20 protein-coding genes, 1 tRNA gene and 1 pseudogene are annotated in these 23851 nt (G+C 58.4%); 11 read left to right on the forward strand and 11 right to left on the reverse strand.

What is annotated here, in order from left to right; all coding sequences use genetic code 11:
* Positions 1-70 precede the first annotated feature (70 nt).
* A complete protein-coding gene (locus EAO80_RS17820) occupies positions 71-499 on the forward strand; it encodes a universal stress protein (RefSeq protein ID WP_122091177.1) in 429 nt (142 codons plus the stop codon).
* 359 nt (positions 500-858) lie between these two features.
* Complete coding sequence (locus EAO80_RS17825) at positions 859-2037, forward strand: carboxylate--amine ligase (protein WP_122091178.1); 1179 nt, start codon at positions 859-861, stop codon at positions 2035-2037.
* Between the two features lie 164 nt (positions 2038-2201).
* Here the strand turns inward: EAO80_RS17825 and EAO80_RS17830 are convergent, their stop codons facing one another.
* Positions 2202-2708 carry a universal stress protein gene (locus EAO80_RS17830; RefSeq protein WP_122091179.1) on the reverse strand — a complete coding sequence of 169 codons (507 nt, stop codon included), beginning with the start codon at positions 2706-2708 and terminating at the stop codon, positions 2202-2204.
* 578 nt (positions 2709-3286) lie between these two features.
* Positions 3287-4068 (reverse strand): annotated as a pseudogene (locus EAO80_RS17835) (CaiB/BaiF CoA transferase family protein).
* On the opposite strand from EAO80_RS17835, the gene EAO80_RS20505 reads away from it, so the two are divergent.
* Entirely contained in the window at positions 4025-4174 is a 150-nt protein-coding gene (locus tag EAO80_RS20505) for a hypothetical protein (protein ID WP_245998732.1), read from the forward strand. The pseudogene EAO80_RS17835 and the gene EAO80_RS20505 overlap by 44 nt on opposite strands.
* Before the next feature lie 218 nt (positions 4175-4392).
* Here EAO80_RS20505 and EAO80_RS17840 read toward each other — a convergent pair whose 3' ends face one another.
* Both EAO80_RS17840 and EAO80_RS17845 read right to left on the reverse strand, forming a co-directional pair.
* Positions 4393-5205: a PHP domain-containing protein gene (locus EAO80_RS17840; RefSeq protein ID WP_122091180.1), complete on the reverse strand. Its 813-nt coding sequence runs from the start codon at positions 5203-5205 to the stop codon at positions 4393-4395.
* A gap of 137 nt (positions 5206-5342) precedes the next feature.
* The gene (locus tag EAO80_RS17845) at positions 5343-6020 is read right to left on the reverse strand and encodes a recombinase family protein (RefSeq protein WP_122091181.1); all 678 of its coding nucleotides are present in this window, start codon (positions 6018-6020) and stop codon (positions 5343-5345) included.
* A gap of 434 nt (positions 6021-6454) precedes the next feature.
* Here EAO80_RS17845 and EAO80_RS17850 point away from each other — a divergent pair, with 434 nt between their 5' ends.
* The 4 genes from EAO80_RS17850 to EAO80_RS17865 are packed head-to-tail and all read left to right on the forward strand — an operon-like array spanning position 6455 to position 10604.
* Entirely contained in the window at positions 6455-7618 is a 1164-nt protein-coding gene (locus EAO80_RS17850) for a sulfotransferase family protein (RefSeq protein WP_245998710.1), read from the forward strand.
* Complete coding sequence (locus EAO80_RS17855; protein WP_122091183.1) at positions 7609-8469, forward strand: hypothetical protein; 861 nt, start codon at positions 7609-7611, stop codon at positions 8467-8469. The genes EAO80_RS17850 and EAO80_RS17855 overlap by 10 nt, the downstream gene beginning before the upstream one ends.
* A complete protein-coding gene (gene cysC / locus EAO80_RS17860; protein WP_122091184.1) occupies positions 8469-9329 on the forward strand; it encodes an adenylyl-sulfate kinase in 861 nt (286 codons plus the stop codon). Before EAO80_RS17855 ends, cysC begins: the two co-directional genes overlap by 1 nt.
* 6 nt (positions 9330-9335) lie before the next feature.
* Positions 9336-10604 (forward strand): argininosuccinate synthase, encoded by a 1269-nt coding sequence (locus tag EAO80_RS17865; RefSeq protein ID WP_122091185.1) that lies wholly within the window; start codon positions 9336-9338, stop codon positions 10602-10604.
* Between the two features lie 376 nt (positions 10605-10980).
* On the opposite strand, the gene EAO80_RS17870 is transcribed toward EAO80_RS17865, so the two are convergent.
* Positions 10981-11054, reverse strand: a tRNA-Thr gene (locus EAO80_RS17870).
* 342 nt (positions 11055-11396) lie between these two features.
* Between EAO80_RS17870 and EAO80_RS17875 the strand changes: the two genes are divergently transcribed.
* Complete coding sequence (locus EAO80_RS17875) at positions 11397-12440, forward strand: polysaccharide deacetylase family protein (RefSeq protein WP_245998711.1); 1044 nt, start codon at positions 11397-11399, stop codon at positions 12438-12440.
* 773 nt (positions 12441-13213) lie between these two features.
* Here the strand turns inward: EAO80_RS17875 and EAO80_RS17885 are convergent.
* From EAO80_RS17885 to EAO80_RS17895, 3 genes are all read right to left on the reverse strand, one after another.
* A complete protein-coding gene (locus tag EAO80_RS17885; RefSeq protein ID WP_122091186.1) occupies positions 13214-13975 on the reverse strand; it encodes a succinylglutamate desuccinylase/aspartoacylase family protein in 762 nt (253 codons plus the stop codon).
* A gap of 549 nt (positions 13976-14524) precedes the next feature.
* Positions 14525-15448, reverse strand: a complete 924-nt coding sequence (locus EAO80_RS17890) for a sulfite exporter TauE/SafE family protein (RefSeq protein ID WP_122091187.1) — start codon at positions 15446-15448, stop codon at positions 14525-14527.
* Positions 15449-15863: 415 nt separating this feature from the next.
* Complete coding sequence (locus EAO80_RS17895; RefSeq protein ID WP_122091188.1) at positions 15864-16103, reverse strand: hypothetical protein; 240 nt, start codon at positions 16101-16103, stop codon at positions 15864-15866.
* A gap of 658 nt (positions 16104-16761) precedes the next feature.
* On the opposite strand from EAO80_RS17895, the gene EAO80_RS17900 reads away from it, so the two are divergent.
* Entirely contained in the window at positions 16762-18459 is a 1698-nt protein-coding gene (locus EAO80_RS17900) for a nitrite/sulfite reductase (protein ID WP_122091189.1), read from the forward strand.
* On the forward strand, positions 18452-20062 hold the full coding sequence (locus EAO80_RS17905; protein WP_122091190.1) for a Coenzyme F420 hydrogenase/dehydrogenase, beta subunit C-terminal domain: 1611 nt from the start codon (positions 18452-18454) through the stop codon (positions 20060-20062). The genes EAO80_RS17900 and EAO80_RS17905 overlap by 8 nt, the downstream gene beginning before the upstream one ends.
* Positions 20063-20160: 98 nt before the next feature.
* On the opposite strand, the gene EAO80_RS17910 is transcribed toward EAO80_RS17905, so the two are convergent.
* The 3 genes from EAO80_RS17910 to EAO80_RS17920 all read right to left on the reverse strand — a co-directional run bounded on the left by EAO80_RS17910 (position 20161) and on the right by EAO80_RS17920 (position 22677).
* Positions 20161-20934, reverse strand: a complete 774-nt coding sequence (locus tag EAO80_RS17910; protein WP_122091191.1) for an SDR family NAD(P)-dependent oxidoreductase — start codon at positions 20932-20934, stop codon at positions 20161-20163.
* 496 nt (positions 20935-21430) lie between these two features.
* The gene (locus EAO80_RS17915; RefSeq protein WP_122091192.1) at positions 21431-22357 is read right to left on the reverse strand and encodes a dihydrodipicolinate synthase family protein; all 927 of its coding nucleotides are present in this window, start codon (positions 22355-22357) and stop codon (positions 21431-21433) included.
* 71 nt (positions 22358-22428) lie between these two features.
* The gene (locus EAO80_RS17920; RefSeq protein ID WP_162994078.1) at positions 22429-22677 is read right to left on the reverse strand and encodes a hypothetical protein; all 249 of its coding nucleotides are present in this window, start codon (positions 22675-22677) and stop codon (positions 22429-22431) included.
* Positions 22678-22862: 185 nt separating this feature from the next.
* Between EAO80_RS17920 and EAO80_RS17925 the strand changes: the two genes are divergently transcribed.
* On the forward strand, positions 22863-23834 hold the full coding sequence (locus EAO80_RS17925) for a Gfo/Idh/MocA family protein (protein ID WP_122091194.1): 972 nt from the start codon (positions 22863-22865) through the stop codon (positions 23832-23834).
* Positions 23835-23851 lie beyond the last annotated feature (17 nt).

Below are 23851 nucleotides of genomic sequence, written 5' to 3' on the forward strand. Positions count from 1 at the left end.
GTCGGAAGGTCACTAACTAGATAGTACCAACGGGGGTAGGTTGAAGGACAGGCCTGACAAACAGTAGGGAATGGGAACCATTCTTGTCGCGTATGGAAAGGATCCCCATCGAAATACAGTACTTGAGTTCGCCGTAGAACGCGCAGCGGCCGCAAACGATGATCTCTTCGTGTATCATATCAATGAACCCGAAGATAACTCACCCGATCAAGTTCGGGGTGAAATAGAGCAGGTACTCCAGCAAACGGCTCCTACTGTTGAATTCGAGATAGCAATTGAAGAACTCGGCACAGTACAGGAGAAGTTCGAGCACTCCAAAGTTTCGAAACAAAAGCAACTGGTCGATATAATCGAATCATCCGATCGGGACTACGAGTACCTCGTTATGGGGAATATCGAACGCGGCCCCATCGAGGAATTCTTCTTGTCAAGCATGTCTGAAGCCGTTCTTGATACGTATGCGATTCCGGTCATGCTTGTTCCAATCAGTACAACCTGATAGCGATGGAGTGTATTCCGGAAAGAGAACCGCTCCGAGAAAGTATAAGTCGGATATCGCATCCCAACAAAAGAGTCTGCCGGTGACCGAACTAGTGGTCGCGAGCGAATGAAACAGGTCGTGATCGATCGTTATTAGAACTGGTTTCCAGTACGAATGTTTTCGTCTCTTCTTTCCAATCCTCTGTAGCAGCGTTAAGCACCGCACTCGAATCGACGTATGTTTCTATTCTTCCGTGAGTACTCGAATTCGTCCAACCTCATTCTTAAAGTACTACATTATTTTGAATATCTAAATACATCTCTATGTATCGCTACTCATTTCTATGCGATCCTCAAAGAAGAATGTAGACCTTACTTATGGCCGAACAACACGCCGTTCTCATCCCCGCATCGCCGCTTCCCCACAGCTATGCGTGTGCCCGCTCGCTCTCGAAACACGGCGTCCACACGATCGTTGCTGCCGAAGACGAACGACTACCCACGTTTGCGTCGCGCTACTGCGATGAATCCGTCATTATCCCCTCAGCACGTGACGATTTGCTCGCCTATAAAAACGCGCTACTGGGGATTGCTGCTCGGCCTGCCGTCAAAACAATCATTCCGATCCGGCCTCAGGATCCGTACGTTCTCGCGAAATATCGCGACGAGTTCGAAGAGTACGTGAGCAGTGTCGTTCCACCCCTTGAGTCGTTACGAACCGTTCACGATCGACTCCAGTTGGCTGAAGCCGCTGCGAACGCAGGGGTTCCGATGCCCGAGACACGACTTCTCGACGAAGTCGATAACTGGGACCCGGAGTTGCTTGTCAAAGCACGATTCAACCTCCTTGCTGACGAGTACGTCGACTCGTATGCACCCAACGAATCGGAGATCGTCAAGACAATCACACACCTCCAACCAGGAGAACAGCCCGATCTCGAGACGATCCGTGAAGAGATGAATCACACGCCGATCGTCCAAGAATACGTACAGAGCTCCGATGAGTATGTGTTTGGAGCGCTCTATAATCACGGTAAGGCGGTAGCGACGTTCCAACATCGACAGATTCGAGGCAATTCGTATACGGGTAGTGGCGGCGTCTATCGTGAGACGGTCGATATTCCGGAACTGGAAGAAGTCGGGCGAGGATTGCTCGATGAACTCGAGTGGCATGGGCTTGCCTGTGTCGAATTTATGGAGGATGCGGAGACTGGCGAATTCAAGGTCGCGGAGATCAACCCTCGTATGTGGCAATCACTGGCGTGTGCCGTCCACGCTGATGCGGACTTCCCGTACTGGTACTGGCTTCAGGCTGGCGGTCGTTTGGATCTAGTTGAGCCGGGCTATACGGTTGGTGTTGGAAGTCACTATTTATATGGTGAGGCTGAGCACCTTCTGAGTATCGTGCGCGAAGAGTCGCCGTTGGTCGAAACACCGTCACTCGTAGAGACGGGATGGGAAATCGCTCGTTCCTGTTATGAGATGCCGTATTTCGACTATCTTCGGCTTGATGACCCGTTTTCGTTCATTCGTGAAGTCCGAAATATCGGAAACTAATCGAGTCGTGCTTGCAAAGGAGTTTCGGCTAGCTACTTGTCTACAAGACTTGGTAAGATTCACATACGTATTTTATATCATACCTATAGTATTTTAATATCAAATAGCATGTGTAATCAGTTATAGTATGCCGTCTGCCCTCTCGTCGTTCCCTATAGGGACACTCAGTTTATTCCACGTGAGAAGGTGAGTGGTCGTTTCTGATCGGTGTTATCGGTTTTTGTAGCTGATTCAGTCGGCATCTGGATCGTTGTCACGGGAACCGATGACCGTTTCATGATTTCGTCCGGCAGACTCCCACGCAAAATGCGTGAGAAAAGCGACTGTTCTTGCGTTCCAATAACGATACGAGTAATACCGTTGGTAGCAGCGTATGCGCTGATTTGATCAGCAGGATGGCCTGATTTAATCTCCGTATCGACTGTTACGTCGTGTTCAGCGGCATAGTCCGTTGCTTTCGAGAAGATCTGTTGTGCCGTCCGTCTACTGGCCTCTCGTTGCTCGCCAATTGCGTCCGGAATAACTGTTTGGCGAATGCTTTCCTCTCGTTCGATGATCGGGCAGACCTGTAGAATCGTGATTTCATGTGATCCTTCCAACGTGAGTACATGGTTGAGAGCTGCAATCGTTGGGGGGATACCGTTGACCGGAACGAGAATAGAGTTATTCATGGTCTCATATTGGTACCTACTCGCATAATAGAACAGGGTTGCGATAGCATGGCATGCATAGGCGTCAGCAGAACCGGAGGTGCTGGCTGTCAACCGGACACGAAGCGTCCAGGAACGGGCGTGAATCGCGTACGCTCCGTTCCATAACCGGCGTTAGTTGCCGTCCGGAATCTCAACGGATTCGAGACCGACTACAATCCGTTTTTCATACGTCTCGGACAACTCGAAATCGTTCGACTTTCGGAATGTTTGGGTTCCGTCTCGAGGACATAGCATTCATCGATCGTTGCTGTGAATCAATAGTCAAATCACCGAAAGATATGTGTAGTATATCGATGCCCCTGTCTAGTTTAGCACCTCATCAGTTGGCGTTCTTCGATCAAGTGATTGATGCGCTCTCTGGTGGTTGTAATAATATATAAACCGTCCGATTCATCGTCTCTCTGGCCCAATTGCCTGCTTAACAAGTCGGGCTCTGTCCCGTGGAGTAGTTTTGAGAGTTGGGCCAGAGACTCCTCGTTCCTTAGCGAACTCTTTGTCGACGCACGCCTCAAAGTGTTGTCATTACAGTCGTTTCGTTAGATCACACCGTTAGTTCTAAGCCGCTCGATTTTCTCCTCGGAGAGGCCTATCCGGTCGCGGTAGACTTTGTAGTTGTCCTCACCTTTTCGCGGCGAGGGCTCGATCTCGGGCATCTTCGATTTCGAGAGTCGAATCGGGCTGCCGGGAACGCGGATTTCCCCTTTCGAAGGATGGTCGATCTCGACGGCTATCTCGCGTTCCTCCAGATGGGGATCGTAGATCACCTTCTCGACGCTCTGAACCGAGCCACAGAGGACGCCGGCCGCCGAGAGAACCGATCCGATCTCTTCGCGGGAGCGCTCGCAGGTCCACTCCTCGATGGCGTCGTCGATCGTCTCCATGTGCTCGACCCGGTCGACGTTGCTTACGAATTGCTCGTCGTCGGCGAGGTCCTCGCGGTCGATCGCCCCACAGAGTGTCTCCCAGTGCTCGTCGGAGATACAGAGGATCGCTACGTAGCCGTCCTCGGCTTCGTAAGCGTTGTAGGGCGCCTTTGCGAGGCTGCTGTGGCGGTTACCCGTCCGTGGAGGGGTGTCGTCCTCGTTGTAGTAGTTCGCCAGTTGAGACATCAGGGAGGGATAGACCGCGTCCTGCATGCTCGCCTCGACGAACTGGCCCTCGCCAGTGCGCTCACGCTGATAGAGCGCCGCCATGACGCCGGCTGCGAGGTGGATCCCCCGAGGAAGTCACCTGGCGCGATGCCGGTCTTCGTCGGCGGGTCCTCAGGGTTGCCGATGACGTCCATCACGCCGCTTTCGGCTTGGACGATGAGGTCCATCGCCAGCCGGTCGCTCTTGGGGCCGTCCTCGCCGAAGGGGGGCTCGACCTTCGTCATGTCGGCCCCCAGATACGAGAGCATCAGCGAGCTGTACGCGCCGTTGTAGATCTATCCGAGGTCGATAACGTGGACGTCCTCCAGTGCCTGTTGGTCTATGTATGTCGTAGTGAAAACGGTGTCCAGCCTCGGGTCCCTGTCGATCGCAATCATGCCAATCACATACAGGAACACGACACGTATACGAAGAGTACTGCTGGCTGTTCGGCGATACCTGCGTGTTATCCTTGTAGCCCTCCATCCGGCTCGAAGAACGTTATGCGTTGGTCATCCTTTGAATCCCCCTGTATCAAGCAATCGTTCGTACTGCGATTTACGGATTCCCGCCTGACCGAGCTCGTTTGTATGAGCGTCACTCCCACCAGTGAGAAGAAGGTCCTGACGTTCGGCCGTCTGCACGTCGAGATCCGAACTGGAAGCGATGTTCGGACTCGAATACGGGTATCGACACTCCACTGCGTCAAGCCGGGGTGCCAGTTCGAGCACTGCCTCGGGATCCTCGTAGCGGTAGGGATGGGCGAGACTGACCACGCCACAGGTCTCGGAAAGCAACTCGATTCCCGTTTCGAACGGGGGGATCTCGCGTGGCACGTAACAGGGGCGGCCATCGGCGATGAGTTCGTCGAACGCCTCCTGATACGAGAGGTCGATATCGGGGTGGGCGTCGATCGCACGAGCGATATGTGGGCGACCGGTGCCGCCGTCGATCGCCACGTCGAGTTCGATGCCTAACTCGTTCTCAATTAGGTCGACGATGCGCGTGGCACGGTTTTTTCGATTCTTCTGGAGGCGGTCGAGTTCGTCGCGGAGCGCAGGAGATTCGCTCACACCGTATCCGAGCAGGTCGATCCGCTCGTCCAGCGGCGCGACCTCGACACGCAGTTCGATGCCGTGGATAACGTCGATACCGTCGATACGCGTCCGCGGGGCGTCCAGTTTAGGGTGGAGCCGGTCGTGATCCGTGATGGCGACGGCGGAGATTCCTACGTCGGCTGCCACTGCCGGAACCTCATCGAGTACCAACTCCCCGTCGGAATTCGTCGTGTGGACGTGTAGGTCCGCATATATCGAATCTTCCATGACTCATGGGTCCCTCCGTTCGGGGTTAAGTTCTCTGCCGTCGGATGCCGTGTGAGCTACCGACGGAGGCGGAGATAGTACTGTTTAGCCCGGAGCGGTCGATCCGCTAGGCGAACGTCCGACGGGATCCGGGCCGTTCAGTCCGAGCGGTAGATCTCCTTGCGGTCCACGATGTTGCGAACGGTCGCACGCGTAATATCGGCTCGATGCGCGACGGCTCGCTTGCTTTCGCCGGTTTCGATCTCCGTGATGACGGCGAGAGCGGTTTCGTAGTCCTCGTTCGGGACGAGATTGCCGTTTCCGTCGCTGTCGAACCCGAACGGGGGACGCCCGACGTGTTTGCCCTCGGCTCGGGCAGCGGCGATGCCTTCCTTGGTTCGGCGGCTGTTCATTGCCGTCTCGAGTTCCGCAGCGACGCCGAGCGCGCGGAGCATCGTGTGTCCCTTCTCCCCCCCATCCGACTCCGATTCCGGGTCGTTGATCCGGAGACCGGATTCGACGATATGGACCGCAACGCCGCATTCGACGAGTTGCGTGACGCGGTCGTAGAGGTCACGCATGTTCATCGCGATCCGCGAGGCGTCGCGAACGATCACCCGGCCGATAGCCCCCTCCGCAGCCAGGTCAAATAACTTCTGATCGCCCGACGAAGACGTGTTGCGCGCCCGCAAAGCGGTATCGGACAGCACGAGGATTTCCGCGGGATCGAGATCCAGTACGGTCGTCGCGTAATCGAGTGCCGTTTCCAGTTGCCTGTCTTCCGAACCCGTCGCTTCCGTGTCGCGGATGTAGATCGCTGTCGTTTTACTGACCATTGGACCGCCTATCAGCAGTTGCGAATCGGGCCGTGATGTATGTTACGGGCGGGCCGTCCGACCGAACCCGAAGTGCGTACACCGGCATCCGATATAGGACCGGAAACCCCCTCTATACACTATGGGAGAAAGAGAACTAATTACACCATGGTAGAAAACACCCCCTTACCCCCGAATATGAAAGCCTTGCGTTTTTCCGGCTTGCGAGTGTGTGTCTATCCAGTCGGCCCCCATCCAGCGGCGATCGAACCCACATCCGTTGGGCCGCTCGATCGCCGGGACGGGAGGGCGACGAACGAACGGGTCCATGATGACAGCTACGAACACGGGAATCGGCGGCTCGGCTCGGAGGACAGCGCCATGGTGAGTGATCGATAAGTGTGGAGGAATCACTACGAGATCCGCGGAGCCGGGCACGGCAGGCGTACAGTCGCGTGACGAACGAGGTCGTCTCGGAGGACAAACGATCGATCCTATCGGAGCATCGGGCCGACGATTTCGACAGTATCCTGCTCATCGTGTCGGCGTCACGGGGGGGAAGTAGCCTCCTGTTCGACACCCTTCGACACCACGAGGGGACGTGTAGCCCCGACGGCGAGCACGGCAAGTGGTACACGTTCAACGGGACCTGTTACCCGGCGTTCGACTCCGACCGAATCCCCGCCGACTTCGAGGCGTTCGACCGGGAGCGGCTCCTGACGGACCTGCTTGCGGACGTCGGCGCGACCGAGGCGTCCGGCGACCGGCTCCACCGGGTCGACGACGCGCTCGTCCGACTTCCACTGCAGTTCCCCGACCGGGAGCTACCATACGGCGAGATGCGCGAGCAGTTGCTCGACGGTGCCTCGCTCGACGAAGTGCTCGATTCGGTCGGGATCTCGACGCTCAACTACGACGCGTTCGCCGACGGGGACGCCGACGACCCGGTCGAGGACGAGGCGATCGAGGAGCGGCCGTTCATCACCTCCCACGACCACAAGCGCGGGCTCGTCGAGGAGGACTTCGAGCGGACGCTCGTGTTGAAGACGAGCGTCGACGCCTACCGGCTCCCGTGGATCCGCGAGCAGCTGTTCCCCGAGACCGACGTCGACGTCGTCCATCTGACGCGCAACCCCGCGGCATCGATCAACGGGTTGTACGACGGCTGGCGGCTCAACCGGGGTTTTCAGACCTACGACGTCGGCGAGTTGGATCTCGAGGACTACGGCGGCTCGCTGTGGAACTACGACCTCCCGCCGGGCTGGTTCAGGGACGGCCGGCTGATCGACGTCTGCCTGAAGCAGTGGACCCAGGCCCATCGGCACATCCTCGAGGGTCGCGAGGCGTTCGATGACGTTCTCCGGGTCCGCTTCGAGGACCTGCTTACCGAGACGGAGTCGACGATCGCGGAGATCGTCGAGTTCACCGATCTCGGCGAGTCGTCGCTGCTCGCGGAGAACGCTGAGGACCTCAATCAGGTGATGACGACGAAGGAGCCCGAACGCGCCCGCTGGCGGAACCGCGAGGAACTCGTCCGGGGTGCGCTCGACCGGGCCGACGAGCCCTTCGAGGAGGTTGTCGAGAAGCTGGGATACACGGAGGAATCCGAATGGATCTGACCGAAACGGCGGCGTACCACGGCTCGTCGTACTCCCACCGGGAGAGCCCGGCGGGCGGCGACTACCGGGGGACCCTCGGGACGGCGTTCCTCTGTATCCTCTCGGGGGAACCCGACGAAGAGCCGGACGAGTACCAATTCCTCGAGACGCCGGACGTCGAGGCGTTCAACGAGGAGGTCCGGGCGTATGCGGACCTGCTCGAGGACCACGGAACCGAAACGGTCGTCGCCGAATCGCGGTACCCCAACGCGACCTACACGGCGGACGCGTACCTCGGGTTCGACGGCGAGTTGTACCTCTCGCGGATGGCCTCCGACATGCGGAGACGCGAGGAGCCCGAGCGGTTCGCGTTCGTCCACGAGCGTGGGTACGACCCGATCGTTCCCTTCCAATTCGGCGAGTACTTCGAAATCAGCAACGCGATCCCGTCGAACGACGGGCTGGTCCTCGGAGTCGGGCAGCGCGGAACGGAGGCGGCGGCGCGACGGCTCGCCTCGCTCGTCGACTGCGAGACGACGATCGTCAGGATCAGCGATGATATGCAGCACCTGATGGGCGCGCTCCGCCCGCTGCCGGACGGACGAGCGGCGGTCCGCCCCGAGAAGATCGAGGACCACGAGAAACTGGAACGGTGCTACGACGACCTCCTCGAGTTCGACGAGACCGAGGAGGTTACCCACGAACAGGCGATGAACGTCACGATCGCGGCAGACGAGACCATACTCATGCCTAACGACACACCCAACGCGGAGACGAAGCTAGCCGAACAGTACGACGTCGAAACGACCAGCGTCGAGGAGATCCGAAGCGGGGCCGGTGGACTGGCCTGCCTCACGGGGAGGGTCGACTAATGGCTGGAGAAACCACCTGGCTGTTCGGCCTGCCGTGCTCGGGCAAGACCACCCTCGCCGAGGGGCTGGTCGGCCCGAACACGGTCCATCTCGACGGCGACTACCTCCGCGAGACGCTCAACTCGGATCTGGGCTTCTCGAAGGACGACCGGACTGAGAACCTCAGACGCGCCGCCGGGGTCGCCCAGGCGCTCAACGAGCAGGGCTTCGACGTCGTCGCCTCGTTCATCACGCCCTATCGCTCCCAGCGCGAACTGGTGGCCGAGAAGGTCGAGAATGTCTCGTTCATCCACGTCAACACGCCCATCGAGGTCTGTGAGGAGCGGGACGTCAAGGGAATGTACGAGCAGGCCCGCGAGGGAGAGATCGAGGGCTTTACCGGTGTCGACGATCCCTTCGAGGAGCCCGAGGACGGCGAGGAGGTCGCCCTAGAGGTGCGCACGACGGCCCAGTCGTCCGAGGCGACGATCAAGGAGATCAACGACGAACTCGGCGTCAAGTTCGACCCGAGCCACATCTTCATCGGGCGCTGGCAGCCGCTGCACGACGGCCACCGAACGATCATCGACTCGGCCGCGGACAACGGCAAGGACGTCGTGATTGCGATCCGGGACACCGAGCTCAGCGAAAAGAACCCGCTGACCGCCCAGGAGCGCCAGGAGCTCATCGAGGAGGTCTACGAGGACCACCCGAACGTCGAGACAATGATCATCCCGGACGTCGATACCGTCGCCATCGGGCGGGACGTCGGCTACTCGGTGGTCTCGGTGCCCGAGGAGGTCGCCGAGATCAGCGGTACCGACACCCGAGCGGAGTACGAGAAGAGCGAGCTCCTCGAAGGCAAGCACTTCGCGGACTGAGTTCCCATGGCATCGAACACCGCGGACCGCGACCGTGTCGCGCTCGCGTTCTCGGGCGGGCTGGATACGACCGTCTGTGTCCCGCTACTCGAGGAGGAGTACGGCTACGACGAGGTGATCGGCCTCACCGTCGACGTCGGCCAGCCCGAAGCGGAGTTCGCCGAGGCCGAGGAGACCGCCGCAGCGCTCGACCTCGATCACCACGTCGTCGACGCCACGTCGGAGTTCGCCGAGACCTGCTTCGACGCCGTGCGCGCGAACGCGACCTACCAAGGGTATCCACTAGGGACGGCGCTTGCCCGTCCGGTCATCGCCCGGGCCATCCTCGAGACCGCCGAGGAACACGACTGTTCGGCGCTCGCTCACGGTTCGACGGGCAAGGGTAACGACCAACTCCGCTTTGAGGCGGTCTGGCGCGGCTCGGACATGGAGGTCGTTGCGCCCGTGCGCGAACTCGGATTGACCCGCGAGTGGGAAACCGAGTATGCCGCCGAGCGTGGTCTCCCGGTCGAGGGCGGCGACGAGGGGACGTACAGCATCGACACGAACCTCTGGAGCCGCTCGATCGAAGGGGGGCAGTTGGAGGAGCCGAGTTACGTCCCCGGCGAGGAGATCTACGAGTGGACGCAAGCCCCCGACGGGGCGGCCGAACTCGTGGAGATCGAGTTCGAGGAGGGGTACCCCATCGCAGTAGATGGAACGGCGATGGACGACGTCGAACTGATCGAGCAACTGAACGAACTCGCAGGTGCCCACGGCGTCGGCCGGACCGACCTGATGGAGGACCGGATGCTGGGGCTCAAAGTCCGCGAGAACTACGAGCATCCCGCGGCGACGGTGCTGTTGAACGCCCACGAAGCTCTGGAGGACCTCGTGCTCACGAAGGACGAGCGCTCGTTCAAGCAGCAGATCGATCAACAGTGGGCCGAGAACGCCTATCAGGGCCTCGTTGACGCCCCGCTCGTGGACGCGCTCGAAGCGTTCGTCGACACGACGAACGAACACGCGACCGGGACGGTTACGATGCGGCTCGAAGGCGGTCGGGCCCGACCGGTCGGACGCGAGAGCGAGTATGCGGTCTATTCCGCCGAAGCGGCCTCGTTCAACACGGAGACGGTCGGCGACATCACGCAGGCCGACGCGACCGGCGTCGCCAAGTACCACGGCTTTCAGGACCGCTTGGCGAACGCGATCCGCGAGCGGGCCTTGGAGCGTCCGAGCGCGGGCGTCGCGGTCGATGGCGGCGACAACGAATCGACCACAGGAAACGACTGACGATCGGCAGTAAATTTCGGAGTGTCGGAATTCGATCCACTCGTCCCACTGTCCAAACCATGAACGCCTACGACGGATTGCTCGCAGCCATGCCGGCCTCAGTCGCTGGTGGTGCGATAGTCGGCTGGTTGGGAGTCGTTTCGATCACTGTCGGTCTTTCCGCCGGTAGCGTGTTCGCGGGCGTTCTCGTGCTCGTTTCACTGTGGGTCGTTCCTCCGACTGCATAATCGCTATCAATACGATACTGATCCGTCAAGTGTGAACTACTCCCGTTAGGAGGGAGATCAAATCGGTTGGTCTGAACTCACGGACGAACTACTGTCTGAACGATAGTATGAGGGTCATGGAAGCGGCGCTATCGAAACTCGGTTTGCGAAGCCGGGGAAGAGATTTGAACTCTTGGCTGACTCCTTACAAAGGAGTTGCTCTGCCAGGCTGAGCTACTCCGGCGCTATGGAACCGTTCCAGTTGAAAGCGTAAATATTCTATGATCGACTGAAACCCTCGAAATGGGACACAAACGGCGTGCTGATTACGAAGAGTAGATTCACACTATCTCGACGTAGTCGTTTCATGGGGGGAGCAGTACAGTTCTCCACGAACCGATCGAAGGACCAGACGTGGTTCTGAATCCTATATAATACTTATTATAATACTCGATTCATTATAGTAGGAGGACAAATTCATCAGTCTAAATTTCTTTTCGCAAGGTATACATAACTAGTATCAAAAATTGAACTATATGGGGAGGAAGAAGTTACTGCGCCGTAGAGTTCTGCAAAACATCGTTTCGTGGGGGCATTATCGTGGTTCATTACCAGGATCAAGAGATCACTCGGATTAGAGGGAAGCGGAGGAAACGAGAAGGCGAACAAAAGTGAGTCGCCACAGGCGGACCACCACCCGGCTGAAAAGTCGGACGAGAAAACGGAAGAGCAAGAGCACGAGAAAGAAGACCCGAAATCAACCAAACCAGAAAACGGAGCGATCGTTTTCATCTACGATGACGGGCCGATAACCGACTATACCGAGGCATTTCCGGCTCATAAGGAGTTCGATGCGCCTGCGACTACTGGTATCGTGACCGAGTGGGTTGGACGCAGTGATTTCATGGATACCGAGGAATTAGACGAGTTGGTTGATGCAGGCTGGGAGATCGCTAGTCATACGGAGAAGCATCGACCGCTTGCAGCGTTTCCACTTCTGAAGGACGCTCATCCCAAGGACACAGAGATTTCAGCGGAAGGCTATCGCCAGGGTCATCACGAGGGGAGCACTGTTGAGATCAGTGATGGAGACACGAAGGTCATTCGTGAGGTTGCCGGGCTTGGTGGTGCGCCCGGTGAGCGCCGTATTGCACTGACGGAACCAGTCGGCGAGTCGTTCGACGCAGAGGACACGGAGATCCGCCATCCGGCCGAGGTAATGCATGAAGCGCTGGGTGACTCAAAGGAGGAACTCGAAGAGATGGGCTATGACGTATCAACGCTATTGGCACCGTATGATGCGTATTCAGGGTATTCGGACCTGTTCGTCCCTGAATATTACGACGGAGTGGCGAACGCCCGACACGGGTCATATATGAACGATCCTGATGAGTACGATCCATATGAGACCAAGCGAGATTATTTCATCGAATTCACGACGGAGGCAGCAGTCAAGCAGGACCTAGATAAAATCGCTGACGACGCACTTCTCGGTGTGGTCGGGGCACACTCCATCAAGGAGAGAGTAAACGAGGAATCGATTACGGAGATGCTTGAATGGATCGAAGAGCGCGAGATCGAAGTCATGACGCTTCGGGAAGCAATATCCGTTTATAATTCTGATAAATAAATCAGTCAGTATTGAGTCCTTCTCTTACTAGACTGTTCCTTCACGAAATACCGGCGAAGAGAATCGAGATAATCTATCTCTGATATTACTTATTTTCATATAGATAGTCCTGATTTCCGGTATTATCGACTTCACGTATGGCTCCTGGGCAAGACTGAGTAGCTACCGTGTATAACCGATGGAGGTGGTATCGTCACGTCTAATGGCGATTACTAATATATCAACGCTCCTCTCCCCAGTTGCTCCGTCCTTTTGGGTCATCAGAGGAACTGTTTATCACGTGTTCAGTATAGAATTCAGTGGTGTGACTCGGTAGCGAGCGATAAAACAGGGAACGATTCTCGGGTGTATCGATTGCCATATCTATCTGAGTATCAGCAACCGCTATAAAAGAACATTACCGACCGTCATCGTTATTTACGATGTGCCGAAGGAAGACTGCTGTTGGGTATCTCGGTCGCTTTCAGCTACGGTATTGGAGTTAGATCTCGTTTCGCCAACGATAGCGTAGTAACTGATACCAACAGTAAGCGAGAAACCATAACAGACGACGATAAAAGGGATCCAATAGAGCCGGAAGCCGAAGTTCCGAACCCAGGGAAGGACATTACCAACGACAGTCATGATAACGAATAGGACGTATCCCGGAACGGCAAGCGGGGAAAACAATCGTGAGTCGATAGCACTGATGGCAAACGGGAACACGAGCAGTGCGAAACATACCCGGACGACAGGGGTAATGGCGAGTTCTCTGAGAGGGATAGGTGTTCTAGTCATGCCGTTCGTTGGATACCGTGTTCTGCGAGTAATAGGTTGGTTATCGTCGCTGTCCATCGGATCTGTGTATCGATATCAAGCAAGAAGTCTGTCGACTCAACGAGATAGCTAGCGACGTCCAGATCATGCTGAGCCTTCTGAATGAGAAGTCCAGTCCCCCGATCGATATCGTCCATAGCCACCGGCGTAAAACGGTGGAATCGCATTAGTCGGGGCACATAATGATCGTTCATGGATCGACAGACGTCCGTCGCGGTATCGGTCGCTCGGTTCGCTTCCGTATGTAGGATGACTTGGCCAACCCATCGGTGATGCGTGTTGAACAGTCCTCGTGAGCGATGGAGATCAATCACGACATCCGGATCAGCGTCCGTGATGACGCGCCAGATCGCGCGAGCGAGGGCACTTTCGGGCGGTTGCTCGCTGGGAAACGATCGATTGAGGTCGCCATCTGGTCCTCGGCGATCGTTTCGCTCGATAGCGAGGATAGTGGCAAAAGGGATTACGACTAATCGACCAGCGTCTATGTCCCAACTCGTGATATTGGCTGCGACCCGATAGCCGTTGATCTCGTTGCCATGCATTCCGCCAAGAATCACTGCCGTTGGTCCCTCCGCCGACCCGGTGACTTCGTAGACCGCCGTTTCGTGAGCAGTATTTTCCATGATGGTTTCGACGATTCGATCCCGATCGAGCGCGTTCTTGGCCCGGTCAAGCGAACGACCTGGAGAGTGTTGGAATGATCGAATCGCCGCCATACCGGCGATCAGGCCACTAGTCAAGGTAGTGGCCCCTGAAGGAACGGAAGGTCGTCGTCTCACTACTGGATGTACAGGGCGAGATATAATAAGAACGAGGAAGTTCGATACGGCCCACAGAAGACCGGAAACCAGTGTAGTACTTCATTGGATCCCAGTACGTCGATTACAAACGCCAGTTCTACCCTCGGTTTCTCGAACTAATTCCAGTACCACTGACTCACAACTACTGAGGTTTTCTACGTGAAGACGGAGCTACCAAGGTGTACACCCGCTAGAACTCACAACGAATGATTCTATACAGGAAGTTATTGATCGCTCGTTCACCCGACGATACGCAATGTGAGGACCATCGAAGCGACGAGTAGGATACTATCACGCCTTATTCGGAGATACCGTCCGCTACGGGGATCTCGACGAACTCGAATCATCAAAAATAGTATGGTCTGGAAATCATGCAATAATCGACGTTACAGGTAGGACTCGTTGTAGACGGTCAAGCCGTAGAGCGGTACTCACAGGTAGAGATACTCTTACTCGTCATACGAGTCAGAAAAACAGCGCCGGAATCGTGTTCCGGAAGATGTTGAGCGAGATAACGAACAGAAGCGTGATGACGAACCACGTGAATTTCTGCTCGTCGATCTCGATGCGTCGTAGATAGGTCCCAAGCAACAAGCCCACGATAGTGACGACGGCGATAACCGACCCGAGCCAGAGGCGATACGGCGTCATCAGGTCGGTAAAGAACGTCATCACTACGAGACGAGTAGCGAAAATCGTCCCGAGCGTCATCGAAAGCCCGCCAATGTACCGCTCCGCGTCGCGTTCGAACGTATGGAAATACGCCGGGAGAACCGGACCGAGGTTCGCAGCGGCAAGCAGGAATCCCTCGAGGAGTCCAATACCACCGAGCGCAACGGGATGGTGAGCCTCCTCGATGACGACGAAGTTCTTCACCACCTGGAAGACGACATACCCCAGGACGATCAGCCCGATGAGAAACGGGACGAGTGGCCCAGTGCTAAACCACGAGAGAAAAGCCACACCGATGAGAGTCCCGACGATAGCGAGACCAAGCAGTGGCCACTCCTTCCGAACGAACTCGATACCGGTGCCCGTTTCACCCATCTGAAACACGTTGACCATCAATGGCGGGACGGCCAGAACGACAACCGTGAGCGTCGGATCAATAACACTAGCGAAGACGGGTGTCACGATCAGCGAGAACCCGAACCCGAGCATACCCATGACCGTCCCAGCGAGGATTGCAATGCCAATGAATAGAACGAAGAGTCCCACTGAAACGTCCGACTGAATCCCTTGCGTGACGTTCTCTGCACCCGGAAAGAGCACGATTGCTACGGTGATAACGGCGAGTGTCGCTCCCGTCATCAGTACCTCGCGGTACTGGAAATCCAGAAGATTCGTCACGAACTGTTCGACGTCTATTTTTGATTCACTCGTACCCATTGTTTCGGAAGCGAGGAGCAGTCGACCTCGATAATCGACCGCCGACTCAACAGACGACAAAAGGAGTCGCGTATATATGGGCTCCCGGTAGTCGGTCAGAACTGGGCGTATACGAGTCAGTCTCTATTCCGGAAAGTGCCAGTAGAAGCCCTGTGTGGGCCCAGATATGCTACACGAGCGTATATCTTCTGTACTGGGAACCAGAATACAGTACCGCTATCAAAACAGCACACGAGCAGCGGAAGCACTACCGGTTCGTAATACAGGATCAGTTCCTGCCGATTAGATCTCTATCCCGTTTCTAGAAGTAAAATCTATTCCAAACTCGAACCCTGTAGGATTACAGTGATAACGTACTAGAGGGGTTGTACTCCCCCTTCACAGCACCAAACGGATACCTACTAGTCGCCACGAACTATTTCGATAATCGAGGATGGTCACCCTTGTGGTTGTGAGTTTCATCCAGATAGACAACGGTTGTGAACGCGAATGCAGCAACTACGAAGCAGACGACTCCGAGATAGGATCCCCATGGTGTGAGTGCGATCTGGCTGAGTGCCTCGAAAAACTCTTTGAACAGCACGAACAGCAGCCCGAAGAACGTAAAGAACGTTCCTATCGTAGCGAACCGCTCGCGCAGCCTCTGGTTTTCCATCAGAAGAGCGAACGCTGTACAGGAAGTAAGTAATGCAGTTGCTTATACATGAGCAACGATCAGTAACGACGATAAACTCAGTTGAATCGACCGAATCGAGACCCGTTTCATCTGCTGGTTGAACCCCCATTGCGAACATTAATCGAGTGAACGGATCTCGTGTCTCATTCATCCGGTCCTCTCGTTCCTACCTCGGGTTGTCACGTGACACGTCTACCGGATAAAATTGCTGGTATATCGACGACGTTTGGAACGAACGCATCACATGAAAGGGAGTCTAATTAGTCCTCTCACGGATAGATGCAGTAATCACCGCTAATCGGTATCCCTGACAGTCTTCGCCTGAATGAAGTCGCCTATACGGCTCGACACCTACCTATCGTATGAACAGTGTCAACAGCTATCAATGCCAAATGCGACCCTTATAATCGATATGAATCGAGTATGCATAATCGAGCGGAGTATCGACGCGATATCGGGAATAATGGGCCGACAAGCAATGAACGCCCGGGCGGAAATGTGGATTGCGGGGCGATCGGCGTGAACACGGTCACGGCGAATCCGTTCCTTATCCGGCTTCACCACCGGAGGTGGCTCAGATGAACACCGCCAGAGCGAGCTCTGGCGATCCCACATTCGGTCACGGAGGTGATCTCACATGAACACAGTCGAGGAGTGGAAACGGGAGAAACACCCGCTTGACGTCATCGACGACGTTTACGAGTACGCCGAGGAGGAGCTCTCGTTCGACGAGATCGAGGAGCGTGCGGGCGAGGGCGTCTGGGAGCGCATGAAGTGGACCGGGATGTACACCCACGGCCGCCAGCGGGGCTACTTAATGATGCGCACGAAGGTCCCTGGGGGGTATCTCACACCCGAACAGGCCAAGGTAATCGGCGAGGTCGCAGACGAGTTCGCCACCGCCCCCGAAGAGTACGGCGGCAGCGAGCAGAACGAGCTGTGGGGCGACGCCTTCCTTGATATCACGACCCGGCAGGACGTTCAAACACATTGGATCGAGATCGAGGACGTCCCCGAGGTCTGGGAGCGCTACGACGACGTGGGGCTGACGACGATACAGGGCTGTGGGGACGGCGCGCGGAACGTGCTCGGCTGTCCGGCTGCAGGCCTCGACGATCACGAGTGTTTCGATGCCCAGCCCGTGATCGACGCGGTCTCGGAGTTCTTCACGGGCAACCGCGAGTACGGCAACCTCCCCCGGAAGTTCAAGATGACGATCACGGGCTGCCGGCAGGACTGCGCCCAATCCCAGATCAACGACGTCGGGCTGGTGCCCGCCCGCAAGGACATCGCGGGCGAGCCCCACTACGGATTCCACGTCCGCGTCGGCGGCGGCCTCTCGGACGGCCCGCGGATGGGATCGGAACTCGACGTGTTCGTTCGCCCGGAGGACGCCGTCGAGTTCTGCCGTGCCGTGGCCCAGACGTTCAAGGAACTGGGCGACCGGCACAACCGCGGGGTCTGCCGGATGCGCTACCTCGTCCAGCAGATGGGCCCCGACGGGTTCGAACAGGCGGTTCGCGACCGGTGTTCGGTCGACCTGCGCTCTCGCGGGCGCGATCTCACCGAGGGCTATACCGGGGATCACGTCGGCGTCCACGACCAGCGCGAGGACGGCCTGCAGTACGTCGGCTTCAACGTGATCACGGGCCGGATGGGCGGTGATGAGTTCGTCGAGGCGGCCCGCGCGGCTCGCGAGTACGGTACCGAAGAGACGTCGATTCGGCTCGCGACCGATCAGAACTTCCTGATCAGCCACATTCCCGAGGAGAACGTCTCCAGCCTGCTCGCCGAACCCTTCGCCGCGGACTACCAGCCCGACCCCGGTCCCTTCTCGCGGGGCGCGGTCGGCTGTACCGGAAGCGAGTTCTGTAACTACGGCATCATCGAGACCAAGAATCGAGTAAAGCGCTGGGCGCGCGAGCTCGACGAGCGCATCGAGACGCCCGACGACCTCGAAGTAGTCCGGATGCACATGAGCGGCTGTTCGGCCTCGTGTGCCCAGCCCCAGATCGCGGACATTGGCTTCCGCGGCGAGACAGTCCAACTGGACACCGACGGCGACGGAGACCCCGATGACATCGTCGAGGGAATGGACTTCGGCCTCGGCGGCAGCCTCGGTCCCGACAACGACTTTCTCGACTGGGTCGAGACCGCGGTCCCCGCCGACGCCGTCATTCCCGCCTTGGAGGAGCTCTTTGCGGCCTACGGCGAGGAGCACGAGGACGGCGAGCGATTCTACGAGTGGACCCGGCGGGTCGACAACGACCGCTTGCGGACGGTGATGCAGGGTGCGGAGGCACCCGTCTCAAAGGGGGTGGCCGCCGATGACTGATCCCGAACGCGATCGGGGTCCGCTTCCGAGCGTGCCCAAGGCGGGCAATGACGCCTCTGGAACGAGCGTCCCACCGACGAGTGGGGCACGCGACCCCGAAGGAACCGACCCCGACGCGAAGCCGATCCGGTACCGGCGGGCCGATGAGGACGCCGAAACGGCCACGGACGATGTCGCCGACGGCTGTGGCTGTGGGAGCTGTGGCTGTGGCGACGGTGCAAGCGAGCGGGCCGATACGGCGGTCGCCGCCGACGGCAGCGGCGGCGCGGTCAACGTCGGTTCCGATGGAAGCCTCGGCGACGTCCAGTTCACCGAGCCCTCGACGGAGCCGACCCAGGACCTCTCGGACAACCCTGCCGAGCGCGTCGGCGTCCCCGACGGCGTCGAGCTCGACACTCCATCCTACTCGATCCGGAGCGAGATGAACGACATCGAGACGCCGGACGAGAAGACCTGGTTCATGGAGCTCGACGCGGCCGTCATCGACGACGGCCGCTGTATCCAGTGTGGTACCTGCGTCGCCGCGTGTCCCTCCGACTCGATCGGGATCGGCGACGACGACCTGCCCGAGCTCGTAAAGATGTGTACCGGCTGTTCGCTCTGCTGGGACTTCTGTCCCCGCGGCGGCCTGCGCTACGAGCGCCAGTGGAAGATCACGGGCGGCGAGGACAACGTCAAGGGCGCGGGCGACCCGATCACGGAGTTCTCCGCGAAGGTCGGCGAGTCCTGGCAGCGAAACGCCCAGGACGGCGGCGTCGTCACCAGCGTCCTCTCGCACCTGCTCGAGGCTGGCGAGATTGACGGCGCGCTGATCGCCACCGAGTCCGACGACGAGCCCTGGAAGGCAGAAAGCTTCCTCGCGACGAGCCACGAGGAGGTCGTCGCGAACGCGGGCAGTTTCTATAACCAGACGATGGCGCTCGGTAACCTCGATCTGGATCGCTGGGAACACAAGCTGCCTGACAAGCCCGCGGAGGAGATCAGCCTCGCGATGGTAGGGACGCCCTGCGAGATCGAGGGGATCCGCGCGCTGCAGGACTTCGAGTGGGACTACCAGTCCCAGAACGCGGGCGTTCGCGCGATCGACTACACCATCGCGCTGATGTGTACGAAGAACTTCAACTATCACAGGCTCATCGGCGAGCAGCTAGCGGAGAAACGCGGAATCACCACCGATGAAATCGGGAAGATGGACGTGCTTCACGGCGACATGATCGTCTACGACCACGAGGGTGAGGAGATCCTGCGCGAGGACGTCACGGAGTTCCACGACGCCACCCTCAAGGGCTGTGACGAGTGTGCGGACTTCACGGGCTTCTGTGCGGATCTCACCGTCGGCTCCGTGGGATCGGGCGACGAGTACTCGAGCGTCATCGTCCGCACCGAGCGCGGAATGGACGCCTGGGAACTGACCGCGCCGGATCTCGACTACCACGACTTGGAGGACAAGAGCGCGGTCGGTAAGCTCCAGGGCTGGGACAAGAAGAAGGCCTTCGAGTCGCTCGAACGCCCGTTTGACCCCGATGCACCGCGGTTCATTGAGTACACCGAGCACGCCGAGAACTACGGGACGACGCTCAACCCTCACGAGAGCGATCACTAACGAGGTCACGTCACCGTTCCGTTGTGGATGAAGGACGGCGCTTCGTCCGCTCAATCTCCTCTCGTCGAATTTCCGAGGAAGCCGAGGACAGTGGCTGCTTACTCCTTACTTCCCCAACCGAACGCGAGCCATCCGCCGTCGGGATGCAGGATCTCGCCGGTCATGAAGTGAGCCCCTTCCGCGAGGAACGCCACACAGTTCGCGACTTCGTCGACGGTTCCGAACCGACCCAGCGGCGTTCTGTCGACGACGTCCTGTTTCTCGAACCCGATCTGGTCCTGTGCGTCATCGACCATGTCGGTTTGGATGTATCCCGGCGCAACGGCGTTGACCTGGATGTCGTGTTCCGCCCATTCGACGGCCAGACACCGCGTGAGATTGTTCACACCGCCTTTCGACGTGTTATACGGTGTTCGACCGGTTTGGCCCTGTTCTCCCATCATACTCGAGATGTTGATGATGTTCCCGCCCGTTCCCTGCTCGATCATCCGGTTTCCAGCGACCCGGGCGCCGTAGAACGTCCCACTGAGATTGACGTCGAGAACGGTCTGCCAATCGTCCAGCGAGATGTCTTCGGCGGGGCCGCGAATGTTAATGCCGGCGTTGTTCACCCAGATATCCAGCGACCCGAACTCGTCGACGGTTTGCTCGGCAAGCGATCGAAGCGAACTGTAATCCGTGACGTCGGCCTCGATCGGCAGGACGCCACTGCTACAGTCGATCTCCTCGGCGGCCTCTTGGGCTCGGGTCTGCGAGCGAGAATTGATGACGACGTTCGCCCCCTCCGTCGCGAGGTGTTGAGCGATAGCGAACCCGATACCGTTACTCGAACCGGTGACAACAGCGGTTTTCTCGTCGAGTGAACCGGCCATACGTGAGAACTACTCGACTCCCTTGTGGTTGTTTCGATGCTCGCGTTCTGTTCTTCGGGACGGGGACCCACTCATACGGCTTTAGTCGTCGACGACGGAGGCAACTTTCCTGCCGTGTCGCAGTTCGGCGATCGGACTCCCCGTGAGCGGGCGGTCAAGGTTCGAAATCGTCACCGTACTTCGAGCAACTCCCCACCATCCACAGGTCGGTCATCGATTTCGATAGCGAACGAGTCCGTCTCTATAGTATAGTTGTATAGTATAGTTGTATTCTATAGCTATTAGTAATAGATAGTAGATATAACTGGAGAGGCAAAACGACTGGGAGATGGCGCCTACGGGGCGGGGAGACGGGCTCAGTTTACCGTCGGATGGTGACTGTGAGGGCGTTCATGGAGTCGTCTATGGACGAAATGGCGCGATCGGACGATGTATGCCGACGTTTCATCGTTGAAGGAGTTTCGAGCTACGAAGCGATGATGCCCAATCGACCTGATTACTCGACGTCGACCCGCTCGATCTCATCGAGGTACGTTTCGACACGGTTCCGATCCTCCTCGGAAAGTTCGACGAGCGGTTCGCGGACGGGGCCGCCGTACATGCCCCGTCGATCCAAGCCGAGTTTCACTGCGGGGACGTTCTTCGCAGCGCCGAACGGCGGCCTATTTCCGGCCTCCTCGCGGAGGTCCTCGAACGGACGAAGGACGTCCCGGATCCGTTTCGCCCGGGTCCAGTCGCTCTCTGCGAGCGCTCTCGATAGCTCCAAGACCGGTTCGGGGACGAAGTTTCCGATTCCGGTCGTGAACCCGTCCGCACCCTCAAGCGCGTACGCCGGCGCGTACCGTTCGGCGACGCCGTTGAGCCAGACGAGGTCGCCGGAGACGGTTTCGACCAGTCTCGAGAAGGCCTTCACGTCGTTGACGGCGTATTTCACGGCGACGACGTTCCCGATCGACGCGAGTTCGTCGATGACCCGTTCGGTGATGTACGGCCCGCGCTTGTAGAGGACGATTCCGAGATCGGTCGACGATGCGAGCGTTCGGTAGTACTCGATCAGCCCCCGTTCGTGAATATAGGCGTGAGCGGGGCTCATGATCATCGCCGCGTCGGCCCCCGCGTCCTCGTAGGCCTCGAGTAGTTCGATCGTGTCTTTCGTGCTGCCGCCCGCTCCGCCGATAACGGTTGCGTCGTCGGGGAGTGACTCGACCGTCGTCCGAACGACGTCGATCCGTTCGGTCCGTGAAAGCGAGTAGTACTCGCCGGTGTTGCCACACGGGACGAAGACGCGGGCACCGGCCTCATACAGCGTCCGCACGTTCCGCTCGATTTCGTCAGTGAGAACCCTATCCCCGTCGTCGCCGAACGGCGTCGCCGTGGTAAAGGCGACCGCAGCCAGATCGGTTTGTAACTCGTCGTAGCTCATGCGTCGCTCCGAGAACGTCTACGCTGACGGATCATTATGGTTCCGGCCACTCGTCTCTCCGTAGACACGACTCATCGACCGCGATCAGCCGCCGTGGTCGGGGCGTTCTGTGTGCGCCCGTCGAGGTCCTCGAACCGGGGTACGATAGCGACGTGGTAGTACCCGATCCAACCGAACGCGACGACGAACAGCGACACCCAGAGCAGCGGGTCGTCGAACCCGCCCAACCGCTGACTGAGGAAGACGCCCGTCACCATCACGCCGAGCGTGTAGACGTACCGAACGAGGTTCGCTTTCGACATCGCTTTGCGTGTACCCATGACGTTCTCCCCGTGGATGCGCGCCAGTAAAGGTGTTTCCCGCTTGGCTCCTCGCGAGTACCGCCCGTCAGCGTCCGCGAACACTTGCCGGTGGGACAGTCGATTTGTTATTTACAATTTATTTTTAATTATATTAATTTAATATATATCGAAGAGTACAAGAGGGTTTCGACGCAGTAGGTGGCATGGAGATCGGATTCGTCGGGGCCGGCAAGATGGCCGGCACGCTAATAAACAAGGTAGACGCAGTCGATGATGCGACCATCACCGGGATCTGCGACGTGAACGAAGCGGCCGCTCTCGAGGCGGCGGAACCGCGCGGCGCGACGGTCTACACCGACCACGAGACACTGTACGCCGAGGAGTCGCTCGACGCCGTTTTCCTCGCGATTCCGCCCTTTGCGTACGACGACCAGGCGTCCTTGGCCGCCGAACACGGCATCGACGTCTTCGTCGAGAAGCCAGTCGCGCTGAAACCCGATCAGGGCAGGGAGACGCTGGCGGCGATCGAGGAGACCGATATCCTCACCGGGACCGGCTACGTGTTTCGCTACGACGAGCTCACCGACGTCGCGCTCGAACTCCTCGAAGACCGCGAGATATCCCTCCTGAACGGTCGGTACTGGAGCGGCCTGCTCGCCAGTTCGTGGGGGAACGAACTCGACCTTTCGGGCGGTGAGATCGTCACGCGGACGACCCACATCTACGATACGATCCGTTATCTCGGCGGTGACGTCGAGCAGGTATCCGCGAACGGGACCGACCGCCTCGGGACCGACGGGATCGATTACCCGGACGCGACCGCCGCGCGACTGGACCACGAAAACGGGATCGTCAGTACGGTGAGTTCGGGCGTCACCTCACCCGAGTGGGTCGCCGAACTCGACGTCCTCGGCGATGACGTCTCGCTCCGACTCGACTACGCTGCCCAGGAGCTGACCGGCACGGTCGCCGGCGACGAGATCCACTACGAGTTCGCGACCGACCGATACGGACGAGAGGTCGAGGCGTTCCTCGATGCGGTGCGCTCGGGCGATCGGTCCCACGTCAGGTCCGAGTTCGCCGACGCGCTCCGGACCTTATCGCTCAACTGGACGGTCATCGACGCCGCCGAAACGGGTGAGATCGCCACGGTCGGCGAGACGCGCCGTTCGTGATCGACGACCGGGCCGTC

The sequence above is a fragment of the Halalkalicoccus subterraneus genome, from assembly GCF_003697815.1.
Lineage (GTDB): Archaea > Halobacteriota > Halobacteria > Halobacteriales > Halalkalicoccaceae > Halalkalicoccus > Halalkalicoccus subterraneus.